We start from the raw sequence: 22,373 nt of genomic DNA on the forward strand, positions 1-22,373 counted from the left end.
TGGTCGCCGGTCTCCGGCGGCCAACCTATGCGTTCTGGGATGTGGAGAGCTTGAAAGAAACACAGACAAAGACCAAGCAGTTAAATCACTGTATCATCGGACTGGACATCGGCACGACCACGGCGAAGGCCATCGCGTACCAAATGGATGGGACGGAAATCACGAGCGACAGCGAATTGGTCACCACGCGCACGGGGGAGGACGGGTCTGCCGTACAAGAACCCGAAGCAGTTTACGAATCGGTTACGAAGGTGTTTTCCTCCGTCTGTAGAGGCGTAATAGAGCGAGGGCTATGTATTGATGCCATAGGTTTTAGTGCGGCCATGCACAGCCTGATTCCCGTCGACGCCGAGGACCAGCCGCTATTCCCCGCCATGCTTTGGCTCGATGCGCGGCCGTACCGAGAAGCAGCCGCATTGTGGAGTAGCGATACCGGCAAAGACATCTACCACCACACTGGAACACCGATTCACGCGATGGCCCCAGTGGCGAAAATCGCATGGTTCCAAAGCGCGTACAAAGATCTCGCACAGCGTACGGCGCGCTATGTATCGATTAAGGAATACGTCTGGCACCGCTGGTTCGGGGTATGGGAAGTCGATCACGCCGTCGCCGCTGCCACAGGCCTGTTCGACGGCGCAACGTTCGATTGGTACGCCCCTGCCCTTACATACGCGGGCATTTCTGCGCAGCAACTGTCCACCATCGTGCCCACCTCACACATTCGCAGCTTGGACGTCACGCCGTTTCTTGGCACATCAGAAGCCTCCTCACACCTGGTTCCGGTCTGTATCGGCGGGTCTGACGGAGTATTGGCGACCGTCGCGGCAGGCGCAATGTCTGGCAACCAGATGATCCTTACGATGGGCACGAGCTTGGCCATCCGCACGGGCCACGGGAAGCCGACATCGAACGCGGAAATCCGTGCATTCTCGTATCCGCTGGCTCCCAACCAGTACGTCGTCGGCGCGCCGAGCAACAGCGGCGGTGTCGTGCTCGATTGGCTCTATCGCAATGTGCTGACCGAAGACGGCGCAGACTTCGACGAGCGGTTTCCCCGCCTCTGTGAAGAAGCCGCATCCCTATCGTCGGACGACTTGTTCTGCATTCCGTATGTGTCTGGCGAGCGGGCGCCGATATGGGATGAGTCCGCTACGGCGTCGTTTATTGGCCTGCGCAGACACCACCAACAAGGGCACCTGATGCGGGCCGCCATCGAGGGCGTATTGTTTAACGCGTACTGGATCGCTCACCAGCTGATGGATTCCCTTGGAACCCCAAACCGGTTGATTGTGTCTGGCAAACTGTTCCAACAGAAGTGGGTTCGAGAGTGGACGGCGAATTTGTTCAACCTGGAGATTGAAGCGCAAGCGGAGATGGACGGGGCGACACTAGGTGCCGCAATGATTGCGAGTGAAGCCATCGGCGGACAGCTACAGATTCGACGTGAAGTGACACACGTCACGAGGCCACGCGCAGATGAACATGAGCGCCTACAGAAGAAATTTGAGCGCTTCCGGCGGCTTTGCGCAGTCGTCCTGCCGGAATCAACCATGCAGTCGCGTTGACCCGCCAAACACCAGGTTCGAGGCGATGGTTTTGACCTCAAAAGACACTGTCTCGTCCGGTTTGCCGAGCCTCTGGAGCAGCATCTCTCCGGTCAGTGCCCCCATCGTATCGACGGGTTGCCCGACGCACGTCAACGAAGGCTGGACTAAGCCAGACCAATCGGGCTGATCGAAAGTGGCGAGCCCCAACTGGTTTGGGACTTGATAACCGAGTTGGACAAGCGCGGGATACAAGCGCATCATGAGGAGCCCATTGCCCGTATAGACGGCGATGGGTTCTTTTTTTGCGCCGTCCTCCACGGCGTTGACGACCACATCGAACGTGTCTTTCTGGTCGCGATCTACCGTGATGACCCAAGGCTTGATGGACCGCTTGTGGCACGCTTGCAGATAGCCCTGCAAGCGTTCCTTGCGGGTATGTACGCCGTCCTCTTCTTCAGTGACGTACAGGACGCGCCGATACCCTTGCTCTAGGATGTGGGCAGTCAACTGCTCGGACGCTTCCCGGTTATTCGTGATGACGTTGGTGACACCTGGTACAGAATACTTGCGATCCACGAAGATCACCGGCATTTGGGTCGCGATGGCGGCCAGTAAATCGTTGTTCTGGCCCCCTGTCTGAAGGACCATAGCATCCACGCGCTGCGCCTGCAACGACTGCACCACCGCGCGTTCCCGGTCCGGGTTGCCAGCGGTTTCACTGACGAACAAGTGGTAGCCCGCGGGCGACAACGTCTGGTTAAGCGAACGCATAAACCCCACGCAGAACGGATAGCTCATGTTGACGACCACGGCCGCCACAATCTTCGTCCGATTGCCTTTCAGGCCTTGCGCCAGGGCGTTGGGACGGTATCCGAGGTCCCTGATCACCGCTTCTATCCGCCCGCGCGTCGCCTCGCTCATCGAGTCGTAGCGCTCGTTCAGAAAGCGGGAAACCGTGGTGATGGACACACCGGCATGACGAGCCACATCTTGAATCGTGACGCGTTTATCCACGTGTGTCCCCCTCCCTCGAACATCGTCCCTGTTCTACCAATGCCCTGCCCCGTCAGTTCGCCAACCTGGCTATGCTCAACAGGTCGACGTTACGCCTTCTCGACCGCGTGACCGCCAAACTGGTTGCGCAGCGCAGCCTGGACTTTGCCGGTAAACGTATCCTTGTCTTCCGAGCGGTAGCGCATCAGGAGAGACATCGTGATGATAGGAGCTGCAACTTGGAAGTTCAGCGCCTCTTCGACAGTCCACTTACCCTCGCCAGACGAGTGCACGACACCCTTGATTTGCTCAAGGCGTGGGTCGTTGCGGAATGCCGCCTCCGCCAATTCCATCAACCAACCGCGAATGACCGATCCGTTCGACCAGCAGCGCGCGACTTCCGCAAAATCGTAATCAAATGGGCTCTTCTCCAAGACTTCGAAGCCTTCGCCAATCGCCGCCATCATGCCGTACTCGACGCCATTGTGAACCATTTTGCAGTAGTGCCCACTGCCGGCGCGACCGGTATACACGTATCCGTTTGGCACAGCGGTGTCTCGGAAGAGCGGCTCAATCGTTTTGAACACCTCAGGGTCCCCGCCGATCATGTAGCACGCACCGTGACGAGCGCCTTCCGTCCCGCCAGACGTACCGACGTCGAAGAAGTAAACCCCGTGCTTGGAGAGGTCTTCTGCGTGACGAACGCTCTCTTTGTAGTGCGAGTTGCCACCCTCGATGATGATGTCTCCCTTGGAGAGCAGCGGCGTCAATTGGTCAATCAAGTTGTCGACCGGTTTACCATGAGGGACCATCACCCAGATGACGCGAGGGGTACTGAGCTTCTTCACAAGGTCTTGAATCGACGACGCACCAGTCGCTTTTTCTTGCGCCAAGCGCTGTACAGCCTGCTTGTCGAGGTCGAATGCGACGACGTCGTGGTTGTGATCCATCATATTCAGCGCGAGGTTGTACCCCATTTTCCCAAGCCCAATAATACCAATTTGCATATTTCTCTCCATCCTTTCTATCTGGAGCCGCCAAACATCGAGACTTCTGTTAATTATGCTCGATTTTGGGCGACTCATTGCGCTTGTATCTGTGAATCCTTTTCATGTATACTGCGTGACATTGTGCCAAAGGAGTGTCCGTACGATGCTAATCATAGGAATCGCCGGCGGAACTGGCTCCGGGAAGACGTCTGTAGCGAGGGCTATCCTTGAACAGCTAGGTGCCGAACACGTCGTATTGATTTCCCAGGACGCCTATTACCAGGATCATTCGAACCTGCCGTTTGAACGGCGCCAACAACTGAACTACGACCACCCGGACTCATTTGACAACGACCTCTTGCGTGAGCACCTGAGGGCGCTTCGACGTGGGCAATCGATTCAGATGCCCATATACGACTTCAAGACACACGACCGGAAAGAGGAGACGATTCACGTCGCCGTCCGCCCCGTCATCGTTCTCGAAGGCATTCACGTCCTCGTCGACCCCGAGCTGCGCGAGCTGCTCGACATCAAGGTGTTTGTCGATACGGACCCGGACGTTCGCGTCCTGCGCCGCATTCGCCGCGATATCGAAGAGCGCGGCCGCAGTATCGAATCGGTGTACGAACAGTACCTGAGCACGGTGAAACCGATGCACGACGCGTTTATCGAACCATCAAAGCGATTCGCCGACTTGATTATCCCCGAAGGCGGGGAAAACCAGATCGCGATTGCGCTGTTGACCACTCGCGTCAGCCAGTTCCTCAGCGAACTCGCTGAATGATCATTCACTGATGGCCGTGTCCAGTGCGATTTCCATCATCTCGTGGAACGTGGTTTGACGCTCCTCGGAAGTGGTCGCCTCACCGGTCAGGATGTGGTCACTCACCGTCAAAATGGATAGCGCTTTTGCGTTGAATTGTGCGGCCAATGTAAACAGGGCCGCACTTTCCATTTCCAGCGCCAGCACGCCAAAGTTTGCCCATTTTTCGAGATCTGCCAGACCCTCGTTGTAGAACAGGTCGGCTGTAAACACGTTACCCACCTTGACCTGTACGTTTCTCTCCTGCGCGACTTGATATGCCTTGTACAAAAGGTCAAAGTTTGCCGTCGGCGCGTAATCCATCTGCCCAAAGCGAAGTCGGTTCACATTTGAATCGGTCGAAGCACTCATCGCCAGAATGACGTCGCGGACCTTGATGTCCTTCTGAATGGCACCACACGTCCCCACGCGAATTAGCGTCTTGACGCCATAAGACTGCATGAGTTCCGTCGCGTAAATCGAGATGCTGGGCACGCCCATACCCGTTCCTTGCACAGACACAGGGACGCCTTTATACGTTCCGGTGAATCCATACATACCGCGGACTTCGTTATAGCAGACTGGACTGTCGAGATATTTCTCGGCGATGTACTTCGCCCGCAGTGGATCACCAGGTAGAAGAATCCGTTCAGCGATGGCACCTTCCACCGCGCCAATATGTACACTCATTCGAGCAACCCCCCTCCTAATTTTTCTCTGTAAAACCTCGGCTGCAACACTGCACATCGGTGGACAACCTTACCCATCATACCACGACACGCTTGCCAGTCTCCATGCGTTCGGTATGATGGGGGATAGACAACTGTTACGCGAAGGAGACTGCCCCGTGAATTCTGCCGCAGAAATTATCCGTTACATCTCTGAAAGCAAAAAGCGCACACCCGTTAAGGTTTACCTCAAAGGCCGCTTTGATAACGTCACTTTTCCCGAGAACATCCAGTCTTTCATATCGGGCAACGCAGGTGTCCTGTTCGGTGAATGGGCCGACGTAGAGACGTTTTTAGCGCAGCATCAAGACGTCATAGACGACTACGTCATCGAGACAGACCGTCGGAACTCAGCCATTCCACTCCTCGACACGAAGGGTATTCAGGCCCGCATCGAGCCAGGTGCCATCATCCGCGACAAAGTATCCATCGGTGACAACGCCGTAATTATGATGGGTGCTGTCATCAATATCGGTGCAGAAATTGGATCCGGCACGATGATCGACATGGGCGCCGTGCTCGGCGGCCGGGCAACGGTCGGAAACAATTGTCACATCGGAGCAGGTGCGGTGTTGGCCGGTGTGATCGAGCCGCCTTCGGCGAAACCTGTCGTGATTGAGGACGACGTGCTCGTCGGGGCGAACGCCGTCATTTTGGAGGGCGTGCGAGTCGGCAAAGGATCCGTCGTCGCCGCGGGCGCCATCGTCATCGAGGACGTCGCACCGGGAACGGTTGTGGCTGGCGTCCCTGCTCGCGTGATCAAGCAAATCCACGAGACGGACAAGTCGAAGATTGAAATCAAGCAGGAACTGCGCCGCTTATGATGGATACGACCAGGCTCACGGACGTCCGCCAGTCACTTCATCGCATCCCAGAACTAGGGTTTGAAGAGCACAAGACGCAGGCCTTCCTCTTGTCGGTCATCGCCGAACTGCCGCAGGCACACCTGGAAGTCACCGTTTGGCGCACTGGCGTACTCGTACTCGCCCGCGGTGAGTCGCCGGCGCGAAGAGTCGCTTATCGGGCCGACATGGACGGACTCCCTGTGCGCGAGGAGACCGGTGCGCGTTACGCCTCCGTGCACGATGGAATGATGCACGCGTGTGGACACGACGTGCACATGACCATCGCGCTGGGCCTCTTATCTCATTTTGCCGAGCATCGGCCCATGGACGACATCCTTTTTGTGTTCCAGCCGGCCGAGGAGGGCCCCGGCGGGGCGCTGCCAATGCTACAATCGGACGAGTTTAAGCACTTGCGGCCCGATGCCATCTTTGCCTTGCACGTCCAACCCGAGTTGCCCGTCGGCCAGATTGGACTACGTCCTGGCATCCTGTTCGCGAATACGTCAGAGCTGTTCATCGACTTGGTCGGCCGCGGCGGTCACGCGGCCTTTCCGCATCGCGCCAACGATATGGTGGTCGCCGGTGCGCAGTTCATCAGCGCCGTCCAGTCCATCGTGTCCCGCAATGTCGATCCGCTCGATTCCGCCGTCATCACCATCGGCCGACTGGAGGCCGGGACGAAGCAGAATATCATCGCCGAGCGCGCTCGCCTCGAGGGGACGATGCGAGCACTGTCGTCGGACACGATGGAGCAGTTGAAGCACCGGGTAGAGTCCCTGCTCGAAGGGACCGCCAAGATGTTCGACTGTACGTACGAGCTCGATTACGGGGCCAACTATCATCAAGTGTGGAACGAAGAGCGGCTGACGGAGTCGTTTATTTCGTTTGTCGAGGAGAACGCGCTGGCGCGCGTGGAACGAGTGCCGACCGCCATGACTGGCGAGGATTTCGGGTACTTTCTGCGAGAAATTCCGGGCTTCTTGTTCTGGTTGGGCGCACAGTCCCCGTTCGGACTGCACCACGCCCGGATGCTTCCGGACCAAGCTTGTGTCGACGTGGCTTTGAAGGTGCTGGTTCCCTACTTTTCGGAGCGGGTCTATCTCCAATCCCTCTAGATCTATCGGTGCGAGTGCAGCAATGCGACTTGCGCACGCACTCGCACCAATGAACGAACAGCTCGCCCCTTGCCTTACGCCTGTGCCGTACGCCGCGCTACATACTGCCCGATGCGCGCTAGCGCAGCCTCAAGTTTCTGCTCTTCACACGCGTACGACAAGCGGATGTACCCCTCCCCCAGTGCACTGAACGCGTCACCCGGAACGACGGCAACCCGCGCTTCATGAAGAAGCGCCTGTGCAAACGCCTGAGAGCTTTGACCGGTTGTGGACACGTCGGGGAACGCGTAAAACGCCCCGTCCGGTACCACGACCTCGAGCCCCATCTCCGTCAACGCCCGGACGACCATGTCGCGATTCTGGCGGTACTGTTCGCGCATTGGCTCGGCGTCCCGTTGGCCGTGCGAGAGCGCCTCGAGGGCCGCGTATTGGCTGATGGACGACGCACACGAGATGCTGTATTGCAGGACCTTCACCATTTGCTGTGCAATCTCTGCAGGGGCGAGCACAAAGCCAATCCGCCATCCTGTCATGCTATGCGATTTCGATAGTCCATGAATGACAATCGTCCGCGACCGCATTCCCGGCAGCGTGGCAAAGCTTACGTGTCCATCGGCGAAGTGCAACTCACTGTATATTTCGTCGGTGATGACGTAAACGCCCGTCGACTGAAGCACCGCCGCCAACGCCTCTAACTCCTCGCGCGTGTAGGCAACTCCGGTGGGATTTGCCGGCGAAGGCAGCACAAGTACCTTTGTCCGCCGGGTGATATTCGCTTGCAACGTTTTGGACGTGACTTTAAATCCGTCGGCGCGGGTGTCGATATAGACCGGTTTTGCGCCGGCGAGAAGGACGATGGGCTCGTATCCGGGATAAGCGGGACCAGGAATCAGGACTTCGTCACCAGGCTCCAGCAGCGCGCGCAAGCTGATGTCGAGTGCGTGGGTAGCCCCTGCGGTGACGAGAATCTCCTTCTCTGGGTGATAGTCGAGGTCGAACTTCGTTCCGTAGTACGCGTGAGCCGCCTGTAAAAGCGCTGGCAGTCCACGATTTGGCGTATAGGTGGTATAGCCCTTCTCAATCGCCGCCATCGCCGCCTCTTTTACGTGCTGCGGCGTCGGCCAGTGCGGCTGACCGATGGTCAACGACAAGGCGTCTGGGTACTTGGCGACGAGATCTGTAAACCGTCGGATGCCAGAGATTTGGATCTGCTCCGTCACTGGGTTGAGTTGGTGCATAGCGCATTCCCCGTTTTCATACCAATTTGGCTTTAAACTAGACTACTGGAAGTATAGCACCGAGCGCGCGAAGCGTCGCTCGGGCACTTGCGATGTGGTGTAATTCTTGATATAGTCGCGGAGGATAATCACAACAACAACATACGTACAGCTGTGTGACTGGCGGTAAACGTGGAGCACCACGAGGGAGCACGGCTGCTAATTGTCGACCGCCTGGGCATATCAACCCCAGGTGGTCGTTTGCATTTTTACGCGTATGCGAGCGCTTCGAGTGCACGCCAAATGGGAATGTTGATTCTAGCGCAGTCAAACGGAGAGGGCTGAAGACATGACGACGCGTTTAGAGGGCAAACCTGTCGCAGATAGATTAAAACAAGAGCTCGGTGAACAAGTTCTGCATTGGAAGTCAATCGGGATCGAACCACGAATGGTGACACTGCTCATCGGCAACGACAAGGCCTCGGAGGTCTACGCGATGCAGAAGGCACGTACAGCGCGCCGGTTGGGGATTCAGTTCGAGATCAGCCGGCTTCCAGAAGACTCGTCGCAAGCGAACGTGTCAGCGCGGGTGCGCGAATTGAGTGAGGATGTGAGCATCCACGGAATTATGCTGGAATTGCCATTGCCTGGTGCGATAGATAGTCAATCCGTCGTGAGCACCATCCACGCGTTGAAGGACGTGGACGGGATGTCCCCATGTCACTCCTTCGCGAGACCCTCACCGGATGCCGCTTTGTACCCTGCAACCCCTCTCGCCTGTATCCGTCTACTGAAACACTACGGCTACGAACTCCGCGGGCGCGACGTGACTGTGGTCGGCTGCGGTCAAACGGTCGGGCTTCCGCTCATCCACTTGCTGATTTCCGAAGGTGCCACGGTAGTCGCTTGCCACGAGTACACGGAAGACGTCCGCGCACATTTGCAGCGCAGTGAATTCGCGTTTGTCGCGGTTGGAAAAGGCGGGTTGATCAAACCGGATATGGTGCACGACGGGCTCGTAGTGGTGGACGTCGGCATTTCGCAAGGGCCAGACGGTGAGGTGATCGGCGATCTGTCTCCCGACGCCGCGCCATTGACGGGCGCATACACACCTACGCCCGGTGGTATCGGTGCCGTGACCACCTTGCAGATCTTTGCGAACTTGATGCACGCGATGGATATGCAATATGCAGCGGGAATGATCCAGGTGTAAGCTGTCATCGCAAGGTCATGAACGAAAAGAGGCTACCCACTGGTGGGTAGCCTCTTTTCGCGTAGAGTAGATGTTCACGCGCAAATTAGTGTGAACTACTACTCGCGACCCAAGCGCGCCGCTGTTGGCGCAACAGCGCAATCGGGTCCAGTTTGGGTTGGGGCTCAACCCGCTCCTCTGCCACTGGCTCAGGGTCCGGTTCAGGAGACTGACTCGGAGCCTCCACAGGCGTCCTAGGAGCCACTGCCGCCGCTTGGGACGGCACCTGAGGGGTCTTTGGCGCAGCTTGGGCCGCCGCCACGTGCACAGGCGCCGTAGAACTTGTGTCGGCCGTCTCTACAGCTTTTGGCGCGACCGCATTCAACTGGGCAAGCGGCCCCGTGTTCTGCATCGCCTCGACATGGTTGCCGATAATCTGCAGAATTTCATAGCTGAAGTCCCCGTTCTGCTTGAGTCGAGATAGGAATTCGCACACTTCTGGTGGCGTATCAGACGCGATATAGACGTGAAACAAATCCCCGTGCTTAAGTGCCTTCTTCCGCGTCCGTCTCGGCCTAGCTGTCAAACGGTCTCATCTCCTGCTACGGTCGCCGCGACCTCCATCCCAGAGTCCATCGCGGATTCGAGGGAGCGGAAGGTACCGCGAAGGTTGCGCAGTTGACTGTGCTCTTGCGTGTCAAAGCGCAACGGTCGACCTTGGCGCTCCACGTCCTTAATGTAGCTCGCCAAGATGGTGGCACCGCCGCCGATGAACAGGAATTCCTCCGCCTCTGGCGCCTCTGCCCAGGCGTCTAGCACTCTGTCCAGCACGTCGCGCGCCAATTCAGTGAGGTACAAGTTGGCGATGTCGCCGATGTTGCCTTTCACGAGCCCCTGCCACTTGACCTCGTAGTCCTTGTTGACGAGCCGCTCGATGACGTTGACGTCACTCTTAATCAGGTCCTGACCCATCTGCGCATTGAAGTCCTTGCGGATGCGCGTGATGATGTCGTTAAGGTTGATTCGAAAGCCCGTCGAAGTGTAGTCGTCCAACTGCAGGCCAGGTTTGAAGAAGGCAATATCCAAGTCGATCCCGCCGAGGTCCGCGACGCCAAACGACTTGTCCATGAGGGTGCTCTTCGGTTCACTGGCGAGATCGATAATGCCTGAGACGTTATCGACGTTGATGCCATCCGGCAGGGAGATCTGCATCTCGACCTCGACGCCCTCGAACTTCGGCGTGGATCGGAACGCGACCATATGAACCCCTCTCGTCAGCTTGTCCGAAAACGCTTGCGCTTCACTGACTTCCGCGATGGGTAGACCGATGCCGAGTTTCACCTGCGCGCGAATTCGCTTCACGCCGTTCTCGATGTCCGCCTGGTGCTTCGTCGCGATGGCGTACGCAAGTGCGCCGAGGGTGGTAATCATCGTCTCCGGCCGCTGCGACTTCATCTGGGCCGCCTTGTGACCGATGATGGCTTGTGCGCGAGGATGACGGGAAGCAAGGACACCGATTTGAAAATGTCTGCCAAAACCTTCTGGAATCGATGGAGACACGATTTCGAGGTCGAGGTTGTCAATCGGCTCCCCTTGGTTGAGGATGACTTTTCGTTTCTGATCTGACTGGACGGTCACATTCGGAAACATAAACGTCTGGTTCATAGCATCGTAGGATGCCTTTACGAAGCTGTTTCCGTTGTCTACTGCCATGGTGATTTTCGTGTTCAAAAGCGTTGGGTCCTTGCCCATCCAATTCATTCCTTCCGATTTCATAACACTTCACAACCAATTATATTTTCGCTGCCAGCGAGACGTCAATGCAATTACTAGTTTATCAGTTATCTAGTTAACTAGTGATTTACCAAACCAATTAATCCATTTATGAATTAACCAATTGATTGATTTACTAAACAACCAAGATTATGAATTAAGTAGTTAACTAGTTAATCCAACACCCAAAAACCCAGCTATATCAAGGCCTGCGGGCATATGTTACAATCGGGACACCGTGTGCGCTTGTGGAGGCCGAAAATGAACGAAATTGTACAACCGACCGAAATTATGGATAAATTTGTAGAAATGCCCGTCCAGCATCCGGGCCAGGCCAATCTCGTGAAGATCGGTTTGTGGAATGGAAGGCGTGTCGCCATGAAAACGGCAAGGCGGCAGGACGGATCACTGAACGAATTCTATGTGGGAATCTCCAGTCTATTTAACGCAAGTCTTCAAGTACCCTATCACTACCTGAACATGTACCGCATCCTGTCCGTACACAGCACACTGCCTGTGCCGCACCTGTACAGCACCTTTCCACTCGAGGCGACGAGGTACCAACCGACGCACGCATACGTCGAAGGGCGCGCCGCCGTCTCTTTTGCCGAGCTCACACAAGTAGGGGCAGAGCTATACGGCAAACACTTGGCAAGGCTGCATTCGGTAAAAGTCAGCGGTGCGGGCTGTACCGGCGCACTCGTGACGCCAACACAATTTCACAAGCGGCTGTGTCGAACCATCGACCTACTGAGTCGTATCGCGGCGATTGACGACGAAACGAGGCGCATCGCGCACGACGTTCTGCTGACACGGGACACGTGGCCCATGGCCACGTATTTCGCGCCCATCATGCTCGACCTAGATCCGACACAGTACTTTGCAGAGGACGGACGATTGACGCACCTCATCGACATCGACTTCGTGGTATTTGGCCCGCCGGAACTGGAACTCGTCGCCCTCGAGTCCATTTTCCCGCACCACCTGTCCGACGATTTCATCCGAGGCTACCGAAGCGTTCGGGACTTCCCGGTACTCGCACCGGTGCGCCAGCCCTACCGACTGCTCAATCGCCTGTTGTGCGTGCAAGGACGGCAGCCGGCCCACATGTGGAACGAGCGCGAAACCCTGTTTCCCTAGTGCTCGCGCCGTTCGACATAGACGAGCTGTTCATGTCGACTGAACAGCCGAGGGTACACCAAAAATCCGACCAGGATCACCGTGACCGCGGAGCCCGCCAAGATACAAAAGAGGATCATGACCTGATAGCGAACGGCCTGCACCGGGCTCGCTCCAGCGATGATCAGACCGCTCATCATGCCCGGCAACTGGACAATGCCTGTGGTTTTGGTCGAGTCAATCGTCGGGATGAGTCCCGCTCGAATCGCCTGCTTGAGATGTGGATAGATGGCCTGGCGCGGTGTTCCACCTAGCGCCAGCACACTTTCAATCTCCTGCCGCTTCGCCGCCACCTCCCCCTGAATGCGGTTCAGAAGGACGCCCGAGGCAACCATCGCGTTGCCGACGATCATGCCACTGATGGAGATGACGTACCGAGGCTGAAACGGGACGACATGCAGTGCCAACAACATGCCTTGGGTCACCACCTCGGTCGCCACCAGTCCAAGTGCAATTCGCCAGCCAACTCCAGGAATACTCTTCGCACGCGAACGCGCGTTGAGCGTGGCGACCACCACAATCAGCGCGACCATCCCAAGGATGAAGACCGCGTTGTTCGCGTTGAACACGAACTTCAGCAGGTACCCGACGATGATGAGTTGAATAGCGGCGCGAACCGCGGCGACAATCACGTCGCGCTGCAGTCCTAACCGAAGCCACATCGACAACCCCACACTGATGGCCACAAAGGCTAGCGTAAAGGATAAAGTGACAAAACTCATCGCGTTTCCCCCTCCGCCATCGTCTGCATAAACCTCTGTGCCTGAAGCGTCTCTGGATGCGCAAAAAATGAATCTGCAGTGGCAGTCTCGACGAGTCTTCCTTCTGCCATAAACCAGACCACATCGGCGACCCGGCGCGCCTGTTCCAAATCGTGAGTCACCCAGAGCATCGACGTGTGACGCTGTTCGTGAAGGCGCAAAATGGTTCGCTCGACTTCCAATTTCGCGTGAACATCGAGCGCCGACGTCACCTCGTCGAGCAGGAGAATGTCCGGTTTCATCGCCAGCGTCCTCCCCAGTGCCACGCGTTGTTTCTGACCGCCCGACAACTCGGCCCCAGGCCGGCTCAACAGATCTGCCTCGAGCCCGATGTCGTGCAACAAGGACCTTGGGTCGTGCAGCGACTGCCCGTGTAACTTCAAGCCATACGCCAGGTTCTCTTCCACCGTCCCCGGGAAGATGGTCGGGGATTGAAACACCATGCCCACCTTTTGCCGCAGTTTGCGAACAGGCCAATCACGCACTTCGCGCCCTTCGACATAGACACTACCGGCCGTCGGCGAGCGCATTAGGTTACAGACGGACATCAGGGTGCTCTTCCCTGCGCCGGACGGGCCGATCAAGACGACGATGCGTCCTGCCTCAACCTTGCCAGACACCCCTCGAAGTAACTCTTCCTCCCCAATGCAGAGGAACAAGTCTACAAACTCTATCGCATATCTGCGCATCCTACTCACCTACTCCGAGACATCGCCCATGATATACTGTGAAAGGATTCCACACGACACCCTATGTATCCCTTGGAGGTGTGAAAAATGTCGCAACTTGAAGCTAGGCGCATTGTGCTCGCCAGCCGCCCAAAGGGCAAGCCGACTACGGAAAACTTCCGCACGGAAACCGTCCTACTCTCGTCGCCGAGCCCCGGTGAAGTTCTCGTGAAAGCCCTTTACCTCTCGGTCGATCCCTACATGCGCGGCCGCATGAGCGAGTCGAAATCCTACGTACCTCCCTACGAGATCGGCGGCGTTGTCGGCGGCGGCGCAGTCGCTGAAGTCGTCGAGTCAAACGACGACCGCCTGCAGCCAGGCGATATTGTCAGCGGCCAATTCGGCTGGCAAACATATGCAATCGTCCCTGCCAAACACCTCCGGAAAATCGATCCAGCTCTCGCCCCTATCACCGCTTCCTTGGGATTGCTCGGCGTGACGGGGCTGACGGCCTACTTCGGGCTGGTCGACATCTGCAAACCACAGCGCAACGAGACGGTCGTGGTGTCCGGAGCTGCCGGGGCGGTCGGCATGACAGTCGGGCAAATCGCGAAAATTCTCGGTTGCCGCGTGGTGGGCGTCGCCGGATCGGACGAAAAAGTCCGCTATCTCACAGAACAACTCGGATTCGACGAGGCCATCAACTATAAAACGGCAGAAAATATGACCAGAGCGCTCAAGCACGCGTGTCCCAACGGTATTGACGTCTACTTCGACAACGTAGGTGGAGACATCAGTGATGCCGCATTCCGCAATCTCAACACGGGAGCGCGAATTTCCGTCTGCGGCCAAATCGCTCTGTACAACCTCGAACAACCGGACGTCGGCCCACGCCTTTTGACGCCAATTTTGATTCACCGGGCGTTGGTGAAAGGGTTCATCATCACAGATTACGCGGACCGCTTTCCGGAAGGTGTACAGCAGTTGGCGAAGTGGTACCGCGACGGCCAGTTGAAGTTTGAGGAGACGATTGCAGAAGGGTTTGACCAAACCGTGGAAGCGTTCCTCGGCCTGTTCACCGGAGCCAACTTAGGAAAGCAAATCGTGCGCGTGTGACAGAAGGAAAACACGCGTGCATCCACTCCTGTCATCGAGGGCAGGCCTAGGGGACGGCGCAATCGCCGTCCCCTAAATACTCGCCTTTGTACTTCAAGGGTAGCATGAAGTACGTGCTAATATTTCGCTGAAGACTCTTGCTTCTTCTCTACAGTTTGGAATTCGTCCATGAAGGAAAGCTGGTTCCCGTCACTAAAGCGCTCGAGCTCGTTGTAAGCGGGGATTCCGTGCGCTACGATGTCCAAACCCGCTTCCTCCTCCGCCGAACCGACCCGAATTCCAATCGTTCGCTTGAGCGCTAGCCCCATCAAAAATGCACAACTAAATCCCCAAGCCGAGACGACGAGAATGCCAAGCAGTTGAACCGCAAGAAGGCGCACGTGGCCCGTTGTAAAGAGTCCTTGCGACCTGTCGAACAAGCCGACTCCCAGGGTGCCAAGAACGCCGCCAAACCCGTGCACGGCGACGGCGCCGACAGGATCGTCAATCTTGAGGGCGTCGACCCAACCCGTGGCGAGGATGACCAAGACGCCAGCGACAAGGCCGAGGACGATAGCCGCGTACGGGCCAATATACGCACAGCCCGCAGTCACAGCCACGAGGCCGGACAGAGAGCCGTTGATGGTCATACTCGGATCAGCGACTTTAAACCTGTAGGTGCTGAAGAGAATCGCGGACATGCCGCCCGCGGCTGCTGCCAAGAACGTATTCAGCGCAATGCTAGCCAAGTCCACATTGACGGCGCTCAGCGTACTTCCCGCGTTAAAACCAAACCAGCCAAACCAAAGGATAAAGGCGCCACACGACGCGAGAGGAATGTTGCTTGGAGCAAACACGTTCACGCTTCCGTCGCGGTTAAATCGATTCTTCCGGGGCCCCACCACGAGTGCGAGCGCGAGCGCCATAAACCCTCCCATTGCGTGGATGGCCGCGGATCCCGCGAAATCCTCCATGCCTAAATCCGCCAGCCAACCATGCTCTCCCCAAATCCAGTGCGCGGACACGGGATAGATCACGGCACAGGTGAGGCACACCGTCACAATGTACGCCGTGAACCGAAACCGCTCTGCGACGGCACCGGAAATAATGGAGGCAACCGCGATGGCAAATCCAATTTGGAATAGTATAAAAGCTTCCGGTGACAAGTGACTTGGAGCCAGGACATGCCCGAATCCAACGACGTGAAGGGTGTCGCGGCCAAATAATAGATGGGAACCCACCAAGTAAAATGCAAGTGCCCCAAACGTCAAGTCGACAAAAATTTTCATCGTCACGTTGACCGCGTTCTTTGTTCTGACAAGTCCCGCCTCTAAGAGGCTGAATCCGCCCTCCATAAACAGCACAAGTGCTGCCGTAAGGACCACCCAGACGGTGTTTAGGGCGTTCTCCATACGCTAGCCGCTCCCCCTTAACGTTTGAGTTCGTCTATCGTTTCATCGACGACACCCGTCCGAATGTTGTAGGCGTCAAGCACCTCATAGACAAAAATTTTCCCGTCTCCCATTTCTCCTGTTTGAGCCGAATCTATGATGGCTTCTATCGTTCGGTTTAGATAATTGTCGGAGACCACTATCTCAAGTTTGATCTTTGGATGGAGATTGATATCGTACGTGTGTCCCCGGTACACCCCGTGTGTATTGCGCTCTTGCCCCCTCCCTTGTACTGGGATGACTGTGAATCCGTTAACCCCTGTCTTCCTCAAGGCCTTGATGACGGCCTGCAGTTTTTCCGGGCGGATCACCGCATCGATCCGTTTCACACACATCGCTCCTTTACGCAGATTGTACAGGAAAGTGAATGTGTGTCTAGCTATAATCAGATCCATTTCCACAACTTCTTGAGCCCGACAGCCTATTTCGTCACAAATTTCAAATATTACGCAAAGGATCCTGTAAATTTATGTCGAAATTTGGCGCAACATCGAAAAAGGCAACCCTTTGGAAACGAAGTGGACGCAAAGCTACAGGGGCTACCTCTGCTCTACATAGGCAGATACGCCAGCCAGCTACCGTGACCGGAACGACGCCCGTATCACGGGTGTCGTTTTTTTTTGTGTCTAGCCATTTAGCGAATTTAGGGGGCAAAGATGTGAAAGCCAGGGCATGGTTTAATCGGAAATCCACAATCCGCGACGACTATCAAGAAATGTTCAACGTCGGCCGGTGGGAATACGACGTGAAGAAGGGGGAGGTGCATTGTTCGCTGGAGGTATATCAAATCTACGGTTTGCCAGACCGCGGGTACTCCGAGAGCCCGGACGTATTCGTCGAGAGAATCCATCCAGAGGATCAAGAGCTCGTCAAACAGTTCTGGAATCAGATCAGTCAGGGCAAGCGCCTTGGGCGCAGCTTTAGATACCGAACGCTCCACCACGGTCGGCAAACGTATGTGCAGTATACGGCTCAGTGCAAGTACGATGAACGCGGGGATCTCATTCGCATTGAGGGGACCCTGCGCGACGTGACGAGATATATGGAGAGTGGCAAAAATACTGCACTTCTCCACCCGACCGAGTCGTTCTACGCAAATTATCCAGACCCGTTCGTCGTGATCGACCAGGACCTCCGCATCGTCCGGGTCAATCGTGCGACGGAGGACCTATTCGGCTGGACAGAGCGGGAATTGCTCTTCCGACAGCCACCGTTCGTGCCTGTACAGCACCAGGACGCAACGCTGGAACTGTACAGAACGCTGCTCAAACACGGCGGCACGATATGGTTTGACTGCGTCCGACTGACTCGAGATGGGACGGCTATCGATGTAACCACTTGCTTGTCCGCAATTCGCGATACCAGTGGGAAAATTGTCGGGGCAGTGGCCAGTTATACCCCTGTGGGCGTAGCGAACAACGCACCGGAGGTGCTCCTCGACAGCGAGAGCCAATTCCAAGCCCTAGTTCGCCACTCGTCCGACGTGTTTGTGATTTTGTCGAACGATTTGCAGATTAAGTACATCAGTCCAGCCATCGCCAACGTACTTGGCTTTGCCATCAACGAAATCGTGAATACCGATTTCCTGCAATTGATTCACCCGTCGGATAGGCCTACCTGTGAGGCCAACATCGACAACATCTCAACGGGACTTCAGAAGAAATCGAGCGCGGAGTTGAGGTTTCGCAACAAGTCCGGCGTTTGGCGGTTTTGCCAAACGACATTTCACGATTTGTATAAAGGGTCCGGAATCGACGGATGCATCGTCAATTTTCACGATATAACCGAACGAAGACAGACAAGGGAACTCATGAACTACATCGCAGACCACGACTACCTGACCGATTTACCGAATCGGCGGGCTTTCGAAGAGCAACTTTCCGCCATGATTGGGCTGGCGGCAAAACATCATTCAGAACTGGCCGTCCTGACCATGAGTCTGAACAAATTTAAATATGTCAATGACACGCTGGGGCACTCTGTCGGCGACAAGCTCATCCGGTACATCGCCCAGCACATTCGCGACAACATTCGCGGTGAATGCGTAGCAGCGCGCATCGGCGGCGATGAATTCGCAATCCTCATCCCGAATCTGCCCGATAAGGACAGTGTGTTTGAACTGGCGAACAACCTGCTTAGCCGGCTGGAGGATTCCATTCAAGTGGATCAATACACCGTGTACTTGACAGCCGGCATCGGCATCAGCTTTTACCCAGCGGACGGGCCGGACGCCGAAACCCTCATCAAACACTCAGACATCGCACTGCATAGCGCAAAGGAGCGAGGGAATAACACGTTGCAGGCCTATTTGTCCACCCTCACCGCGGGAACCTACAAGGAGTTCTCACTGGCCAACGACTTCCGCAAGGCTTTACAGAATGAGGAATTTGTACTGTATTATCAGCCGCGACTGGACACGATAACGAGGAAGATTGTCGCGGCAGAGGCACTGATCCGTTGGGAGCACGACGATTGGGGACTTGTCTCTCCGGTTGAGTTCATTCACATCGCAGAGGAAACCGGGCTCATTGTCCCGCTCGGCAACTGGATCTTAAAAACCGTGTGCCGACAGATACACACATGGTCCAAGTCCGGGATGGCTGACATCCGAGTGTCCGTAAACATTTCGGCGAAACAGTTTCTGGTCGACGACTTCGTCGACTCCGTCTGGTCGATTTTGCGTGAATTTGACGTCAAACCTGAGCGCATTGAGTTTGAGATCACAGAGACGACCATCATTCCGAACGACTCGGCTATCGTTGAGTCCATCAGGCGGTTGCGCCAAATGGGTATCGCCATCTACTTCGACGACTTTGGAACAGGATATTCGTCCTTGAGCTGGCTTCAGCGATTTGAATTGGACGGGATCAAGTTGGACAAGTCGTTTGTGACCCACGTCCCAGTCCGCTGGGCGCCGACGCAAATCGTCAGCTCGGTCATTCGACTGGCCCACAGTCTGAATCTGACTGTCGTGGCGGAGGGGGTTGAAGCCAACGGCCAATTCGCGTTCTTAAAGGACGAGAAATGTGAGCAAGTACAAGGGTTTTTGTTCAGTCGGCCGCTACCTGTAGAAAAATTTGAAGAGTTACTCGATGTCGGCGTGCTCCATCCGATTCCATGTAGTCACCAGAGCCGAGCCCAACTTCCGAACAGGCGGAAGCACTTTCGTGTGGCAACGCCACATCCGCTCGTCGGTCAGGTCACCATCGCGGCGGTCAACTCCAAAAAACTGTCGCTCGGCTACACAGAGGCGTTAATCATGGACATCGGGCCTGGCGGACTTCGGTTTGTTTCAAACTTGAGGTTTCCAGCCAACCACGGCGTCATGTTACACTTCATCGTCAAAATTCTCGGGTCGATGACGGAACTGGATGGGGCTATCGTCTGGTCGGAAGAGATGGGTGACGATCTCAACCAATACGGCATCGAATTCGCGCTCGGCCATTCGGCGAGAGACCAGCTAATCCCCGTGCTCAACGAGTTCGCGGTAAAATTGAGAGCGGGGCAAGGTGTAGATTGTGATTTTATGACAGGCGATATCGGCACATTCTTTCGAAACGAGGCCTCCGTATAATCACCCGGATAGATGAAGTGCGTTATACTAGATTCCTCTAAAATCGATTTTGCGGCGTACGGCGCCCTTGAAACGAGGTTTGGTCGATGGCTCACTCCTCCTTTACACTGGCAGGCTGGGAAACGCTCGGAATCCTGCTCGTGGTCATGATCATGCTGGTGTCAAATCGTGTACGTGTGGACTTTATTGGGGTGTTTATTCTCCTGGCACTGGGGATAACCGGAGTTGTGTCGGATAAAGATCTGTACAGTGGCTTCGGCAACGAGGCTATCATCGTCATCGCCACGATGCTCGCGCTTGGGCAGGCGCTGATTCGCAGTGGGATCACAGATACGCTGTCCATTTGGATCACCCGCGTGGCGGGCAGGAGTGAACGGCGCCTCCTGTCGTTACTCATGCTGGTTGGCGGCCTGATGTCGAGCATCATCAGCGATTTGGCGTTTGTCTCCATCTTTTTACCGGTGGTCCTCGGTTTCGAGCGACATCTGAAGATCCGAATCTCTCGAATTCTACTGCCGCTCGCCATCACCTCGATGATGGGTGGGCTAATGACGATGGTGGGTAGTGCGAGCAGCATCGTCGCGAATCAGCTCCTAGCGAAGGCGCACATTCATCCACTCCCCCTCTTCTCCATCTTTCCGGTGGGTTTATGCCTGATGGCGACCGCGATGCTGGTGATTTTGACCATAGGCAGATTTCTGCTGCCAAATACCGAAGCGACGTCAAGTCGCGGCTCTATCGGCATTGATGAATACCTGACGGAGTTGCACATACTGCCGGGATCGGATTGGGATGGTCGCGAACTTCGGGACATTCGTTTTTTTCGCGAACACGGGATCAACGTCGTGCGCGTCCTCCGGGATGACCCGGTGCAGTTTCCACAAGCGGATACCGTGTTACGCGCCGGCGATATCCTATTGGTTCAAGCACATCGCGACGAACTGTTGAAAATTGACGACACGCGGGACTTCTCCGTGCAGTCGGACGTCCACGAGAGCCTCGAAGACACACCTGTTGGCCTGGTGGCGGAAGCGCTCGTCCGACAGGGGTCTGATTTCGCGAATCGCACGTTGGAGGAATTGGACTTCCGCCATCGCTACGAAGTGGCGGTACTCGCCCTCTGGCGCAACGGACAAACCATCACGCAACGCTTGGCACACGTTGCCATGCAACCTGGAGATATGCTGCTATTGCAAGGTCACAAAGACAACATTCGATCGCTGTCGGAAGACGAAGGATTGTTAATGCTCTCGGCTGAATCGCATACGCCGCGGGTACGGCGCAAAGGGATACTAAGCTTGCTGATTCTCGCACTGACGTTCGCACTTGCCGCATTCAACATCCTCCCGATAGACATCGCCGGTCTGCTCGGTCTCGGCCTGATGGTCATCTTGCAAATTTTAAGCTTTGAGCAAGTCTATCGTTCGATGGAATGGCATATTCTCGTCTTTGTCGCCGCGATGATCCCGTTGGGACAGGCGATGGCACAGACCGGTATCTTGGGCTTTCTAAGCGATGAAATCGCCCGAATGGTCGGTCACTTTGGCCCCTATGCGCTACTCGCCGTGTGTTTTGCCATCACCGCGTTGTTGACACAGGTGATGAGCAACACGCCAACGACGCTACTGTTGACGCCGGTAATGGTGAAGACCGCGACTAGCCTGCACTACAGTCCGCTCCCGTTCGTCGTGACGGTCATTGTGGCGGTGACCGCCTCCCCCATCACGTACATCAGTCACAAAGTGTTTTTGGTCATCATGGAGCCTGGCGGTTATCGATATCAAGACTACGCGCGCCTAGGCGTGCCACTCACCGTCTGCTTCTTCGTCATTACACTGTTACTAGTGCCAGTCATTTGGCCGTTCTCGGCTGTGGCGTAAGATCATGACGGCTTGCAGAACTGCTGCCCGTCAAGCCGCCATGAGGTTTTTCGATGGACTGGGTTGCGACCTGAAAGCCACCGTCCGAGGGCGTGACGGCCACTCTCACGCCTCGTCGCCGTGCTGTATGGCGGCCAACTTGTCGGCGCCGACAAGGCCCATGACGTTCCCGATGTTGGCTGCGTCAGCCAGTGAACTCGGAACGACAATCATCGATGCCTTCTCTTTCAATCCCTCATACAGGATATTGAGCGCCCTCAACTGAATGGCGACTGGGTTGCTGTTGCATCCACCGTCACTGGCACCGTATCCCTCGTAAGCGTCGACTCCGCGGTAAATTTCGTGGTGAACATCCGTTGGTCAATCCATCTAGGCACCGTATCCACGAGGGGGACGACGAGAAACATACCTGGGCCGGCTAGCCTCTGAAACTTACCGAGGCGCAAGACGACTGCCTTCTCCCACTGATCTGCAACGTGGATAGCAGACGCCAGCAAAACACCTACCAAAATTAGTATCACTGCGATGGAGATTGCCCAAATTAAATGCTGTACAGTACAC

At 56.0% G+C, this 22,373-nt stretch carries 20 protein-coding genes and 2 riboswitches; of the genes, 9 read left to right on the forward strand and 11 right to left on the reverse strand.

The window, feature by feature from the left end; all coding sequences use genetic code 11:
* Positions 1 to 50: 50 nt before the first annotated feature.
* The gene (locus NZD89_RS27435) at positions 51 to 1,568 is read left to right on the forward strand and encodes a gluconokinase (RefSeq protein WP_268005790.1); all 1,518 of its coding nucleotides are present in this window, start codon (positions 51 to 53) and stop codon (positions 1,566 to 1,568) included.
* On the opposite strand, the gene NZD89_RS27440 is transcribed toward NZD89_RS27435, so the two are convergent.
* Both NZD89_RS27440 and gnd read right to left on the reverse strand, forming a co-directional pair.
* Entirely contained in the window at positions 1,548 to 2,564 is a 1,017-nt protein-coding gene (locus tag NZD89_RS27440) for a LacI family DNA-binding transcriptional regulator (RefSeq protein ID WP_268005791.1), read from the reverse strand. The genes NZD89_RS27435 and NZD89_RS27440 overlap by 21 nt on opposite strands.
* An 89-nt stretch (positions 2,565 to 2,653) precedes the next feature.
* Positions 2,654 to 3,550, reverse strand: a complete 897-nt coding sequence (gene gnd, locus NZD89_RS27445) for a phosphogluconate dehydrogenase (NAD(+)-dependent, decarboxylating) (protein WP_268005792.1) — start codon at positions 3,548 to 3,550, stop codon at positions 2,654 to 2,656.
* Positions 3,551 to 3,695: 145 nt separating this feature from the next.
* On the opposite strand from gnd, the gene udk reads away from it, so the two are divergent.
* On the forward strand, positions 3,696 to 4,316 hold the full coding sequence (gene udk / locus NZD89_RS27450; RefSeq protein WP_268005793.1) for a uridine kinase: 621 nt from the start codon (positions 3,696 to 3,698) through the stop codon (positions 4,314 to 4,316).
* On the opposite strand, the gene deoD is transcribed toward udk, so the two are convergent.
* A complete protein-coding gene (gene deoD / locus NZD89_RS27455) occupies positions 4,317 to 5,024 on the reverse strand; it encodes a purine-nucleoside phosphorylase (protein ID WP_268005794.1) in 708 nt (235 codons plus the stop codon).
* Between the two features lie 118 nt (positions 5,025 to 5,142).
* On the opposite strand from deoD, the gene dapD reads away from it, so the two are divergent.
* Complete coding sequence (gene dapD, locus NZD89_RS27460; RefSeq protein WP_268005795.1) at positions 5,143 to 5,886, forward strand: 2,3,4,5-tetrahydropyridine-2,6-dicarboxylate N-acetyltransferase; 744 nt, start codon at positions 5,143 to 5,145, stop codon at positions 5,884 to 5,886.
* Positions 5,886 to 7,022 (forward strand): N-acetyldiaminopimelate deacetylase, encoded by a 1,137-nt coding sequence (locus NZD89_RS27465; RefSeq protein WP_268008637.1) that lies wholly within the window; start codon positions 5,886 to 5,888, stop codon positions 7,020 to 7,022. The genes dapD and NZD89_RS27465 overlap by 1 nt, the downstream gene beginning before the upstream one ends.
* A 74-nt stretch (positions 7,023 to 7,096) precedes the next feature.
* On the opposite strand, the gene NZD89_RS27470 is transcribed toward NZD89_RS27465, so the two are convergent.
* Complete coding sequence (locus NZD89_RS27470) at positions 7,097 to 8,260, reverse strand: aminotransferase class I/II-fold pyridoxal phosphate-dependent enzyme (protein ID WP_268005796.1); 1,164 nt, start codon at positions 8,258 to 8,260, stop codon at positions 7,097 to 7,099.
* 145 nt (positions 8,261 to 8,405) lie between these two features.
* Positions 8,406 to 8,486: riboswitch (ZMP/ZTP riboswitch) on the forward strand.
* Positions 8,487 to 8,588: 102 nt separating this feature from the next.
* On the opposite strand from NZD89_RS27470, the gene NZD89_RS27475 reads away from it, so the two are divergent.
* Positions 8,589 to 9,452, forward strand: coding sequence for a bifunctional 5,10-methylenetetrahydrofolate dehydrogenase/5,10-methenyltetrahydrofolate cyclohydrolase (locus NZD89_RS27475; protein WP_268005797.1), 864 nt, complete (start codon positions 8,589 to 8,591; stop codon positions 9,450 to 9,452).
* 85 nt (positions 9,453 to 9,537) lie between these two features.
* Here the strand turns inward: NZD89_RS27475 and NZD89_RS27480 are convergent, their stop codons facing one another.
* Entirely contained in the window at positions 9,538 to 10,017 is a 480-nt protein-coding gene (locus tag NZD89_RS27480; protein WP_268005798.1) for a hypothetical protein, read from the reverse strand.
* Positions 10,014 to 11,207, reverse strand: coding sequence for a ParM/StbA family protein (locus NZD89_RS27485; RefSeq protein ID WP_268005799.1), 1,194 nt, complete (start codon positions 11,205 to 11,207; stop codon positions 10,014 to 10,016). The genes NZD89_RS27480 and NZD89_RS27485 overlap by 4 nt, the downstream gene beginning before the upstream one ends.
* Before the next feature lie 258 nt (positions 11,208 to 11,465).
* On the opposite strand from NZD89_RS27485, the gene NZD89_RS27490 reads away from it, so the two are divergent.
* Entirely contained in the window at positions 11,466 to 12,344 is an 879-nt protein-coding gene (locus tag NZD89_RS27490; RefSeq protein WP_268005800.1) for an aminoglycoside phosphotransferase/kinase family protein, read from the forward strand.
* Here the strand turns inward: NZD89_RS27490 and NZD89_RS27495 are convergent.
* The gene (locus NZD89_RS27495; protein ID WP_268005801.1) at positions 12,341 to 13,105 is read right to left on the reverse strand and encodes an ABC transporter permease; all 765 of its coding nucleotides are present in this window, start codon (positions 13,103 to 13,105) and stop codon (positions 12,341 to 12,343) included. The genes NZD89_RS27490 and NZD89_RS27495 overlap by 4 nt on opposite strands.
* Positions 13,102 to 13,833, reverse strand: a complete 732-nt coding sequence (locus NZD89_RS27500; protein WP_268005802.1) for an ABC transporter ATP-binding protein — start codon at positions 13,831 to 13,833, stop codon at positions 13,102 to 13,104. The genes NZD89_RS27495 and NZD89_RS27500 overlap by 4 nt, the downstream gene beginning before the upstream one ends.
* Before the next feature lie 87 nt (positions 13,834 to 13,920).
* On the opposite strand from NZD89_RS27500, the gene NZD89_RS27505 reads away from it, so the two are divergent.
* Positions 13,921 to 14,928 carry an NADP-dependent oxidoreductase gene (locus tag NZD89_RS27505; RefSeq protein WP_268005803.1) on the forward strand — a complete coding sequence of 336 codons (1,008 nt, stop codon included), beginning with the start codon at positions 13,921 to 13,923 and terminating at the stop codon, positions 14,926 to 14,928.
* 116 nt (positions 14,929 to 15,044) lie between these two features.
* Here the strand turns inward: NZD89_RS27505 and NZD89_RS27510 are convergent, their stop codons facing one another.
* Together NZD89_RS27510 and NZD89_RS27515 are read right to left on the reverse strand one after the other, a co-directional pair.
* Entirely contained in the window at positions 15,045 to 16,319 is a 1,275-nt protein-coding gene (locus tag NZD89_RS27510) for an ammonium transporter (protein WP_268005804.1), read from the reverse strand.
* Positions 16,320 to 16,336: 17 nt separating this feature from the next.
* The gene (locus NZD89_RS27515; protein WP_268005805.1) at positions 16,337 to 16,687 is read right to left on the reverse strand and encodes a P-II family nitrogen regulator; all 351 of its coding nucleotides are present in this window, start codon (positions 16,685 to 16,687) and stop codon (positions 16,337 to 16,339) included.
* Between the two features lie 159 nt (positions 16,688 to 16,846).
* Positions 16,847 to 16,941, forward strand: a riboswitch (cyclic di-GMP riboswitch).
* Between the two features lie 75 nt (positions 16,942 to 17,016).
* Between NZD89_RS27515 and NZD89_RS27520 the strand changes: the two genes are divergently transcribed.
* Together NZD89_RS27520 and NZD89_RS27525 are read left to right on the forward strand one after the other, a co-directional pair.
* Entirely contained in the window at positions 17,017 to 19,932 is a 2,916-nt protein-coding gene (locus NZD89_RS27520; RefSeq protein ID WP_268005806.1) for an EAL domain-containing protein, read from the forward strand.
* Between the two features lie 86 nt (positions 19,933 to 20,018).
* Positions 20,019 to 21,812, forward strand: a complete 1,794-nt coding sequence (locus NZD89_RS27525) for an SLC13 family permease (RefSeq protein WP_268005807.1) — start codon at positions 20,019 to 20,021, stop codon at positions 21,810 to 21,812.
* Between the two features lie 257 nt (positions 21,813 to 22,069).
* Here NZD89_RS27525 and NZD89_RS27530 read toward each other — a convergent pair whose 3' ends face one another.
* Positions 22,070 to 22,321, reverse strand: a complete 252-nt coding sequence (locus NZD89_RS27530; protein ID WP_268005808.1) for an SPFH domain-containing protein — start codon at positions 22,319 to 22,321, stop codon at positions 22,070 to 22,072.
* Positions 22,322 to 22,373: the final 52 nt, after the last annotated feature.

This window comes from Alicyclobacillus fastidiosus (assembly GCF_026651875.1).
GTDB classification, from domain to species: Bacteria; Bacillota; Bacilli; order Alicyclobacillales; family Alicyclobacillaceae; genus Alicyclobacillus; species Alicyclobacillus fastidiosus.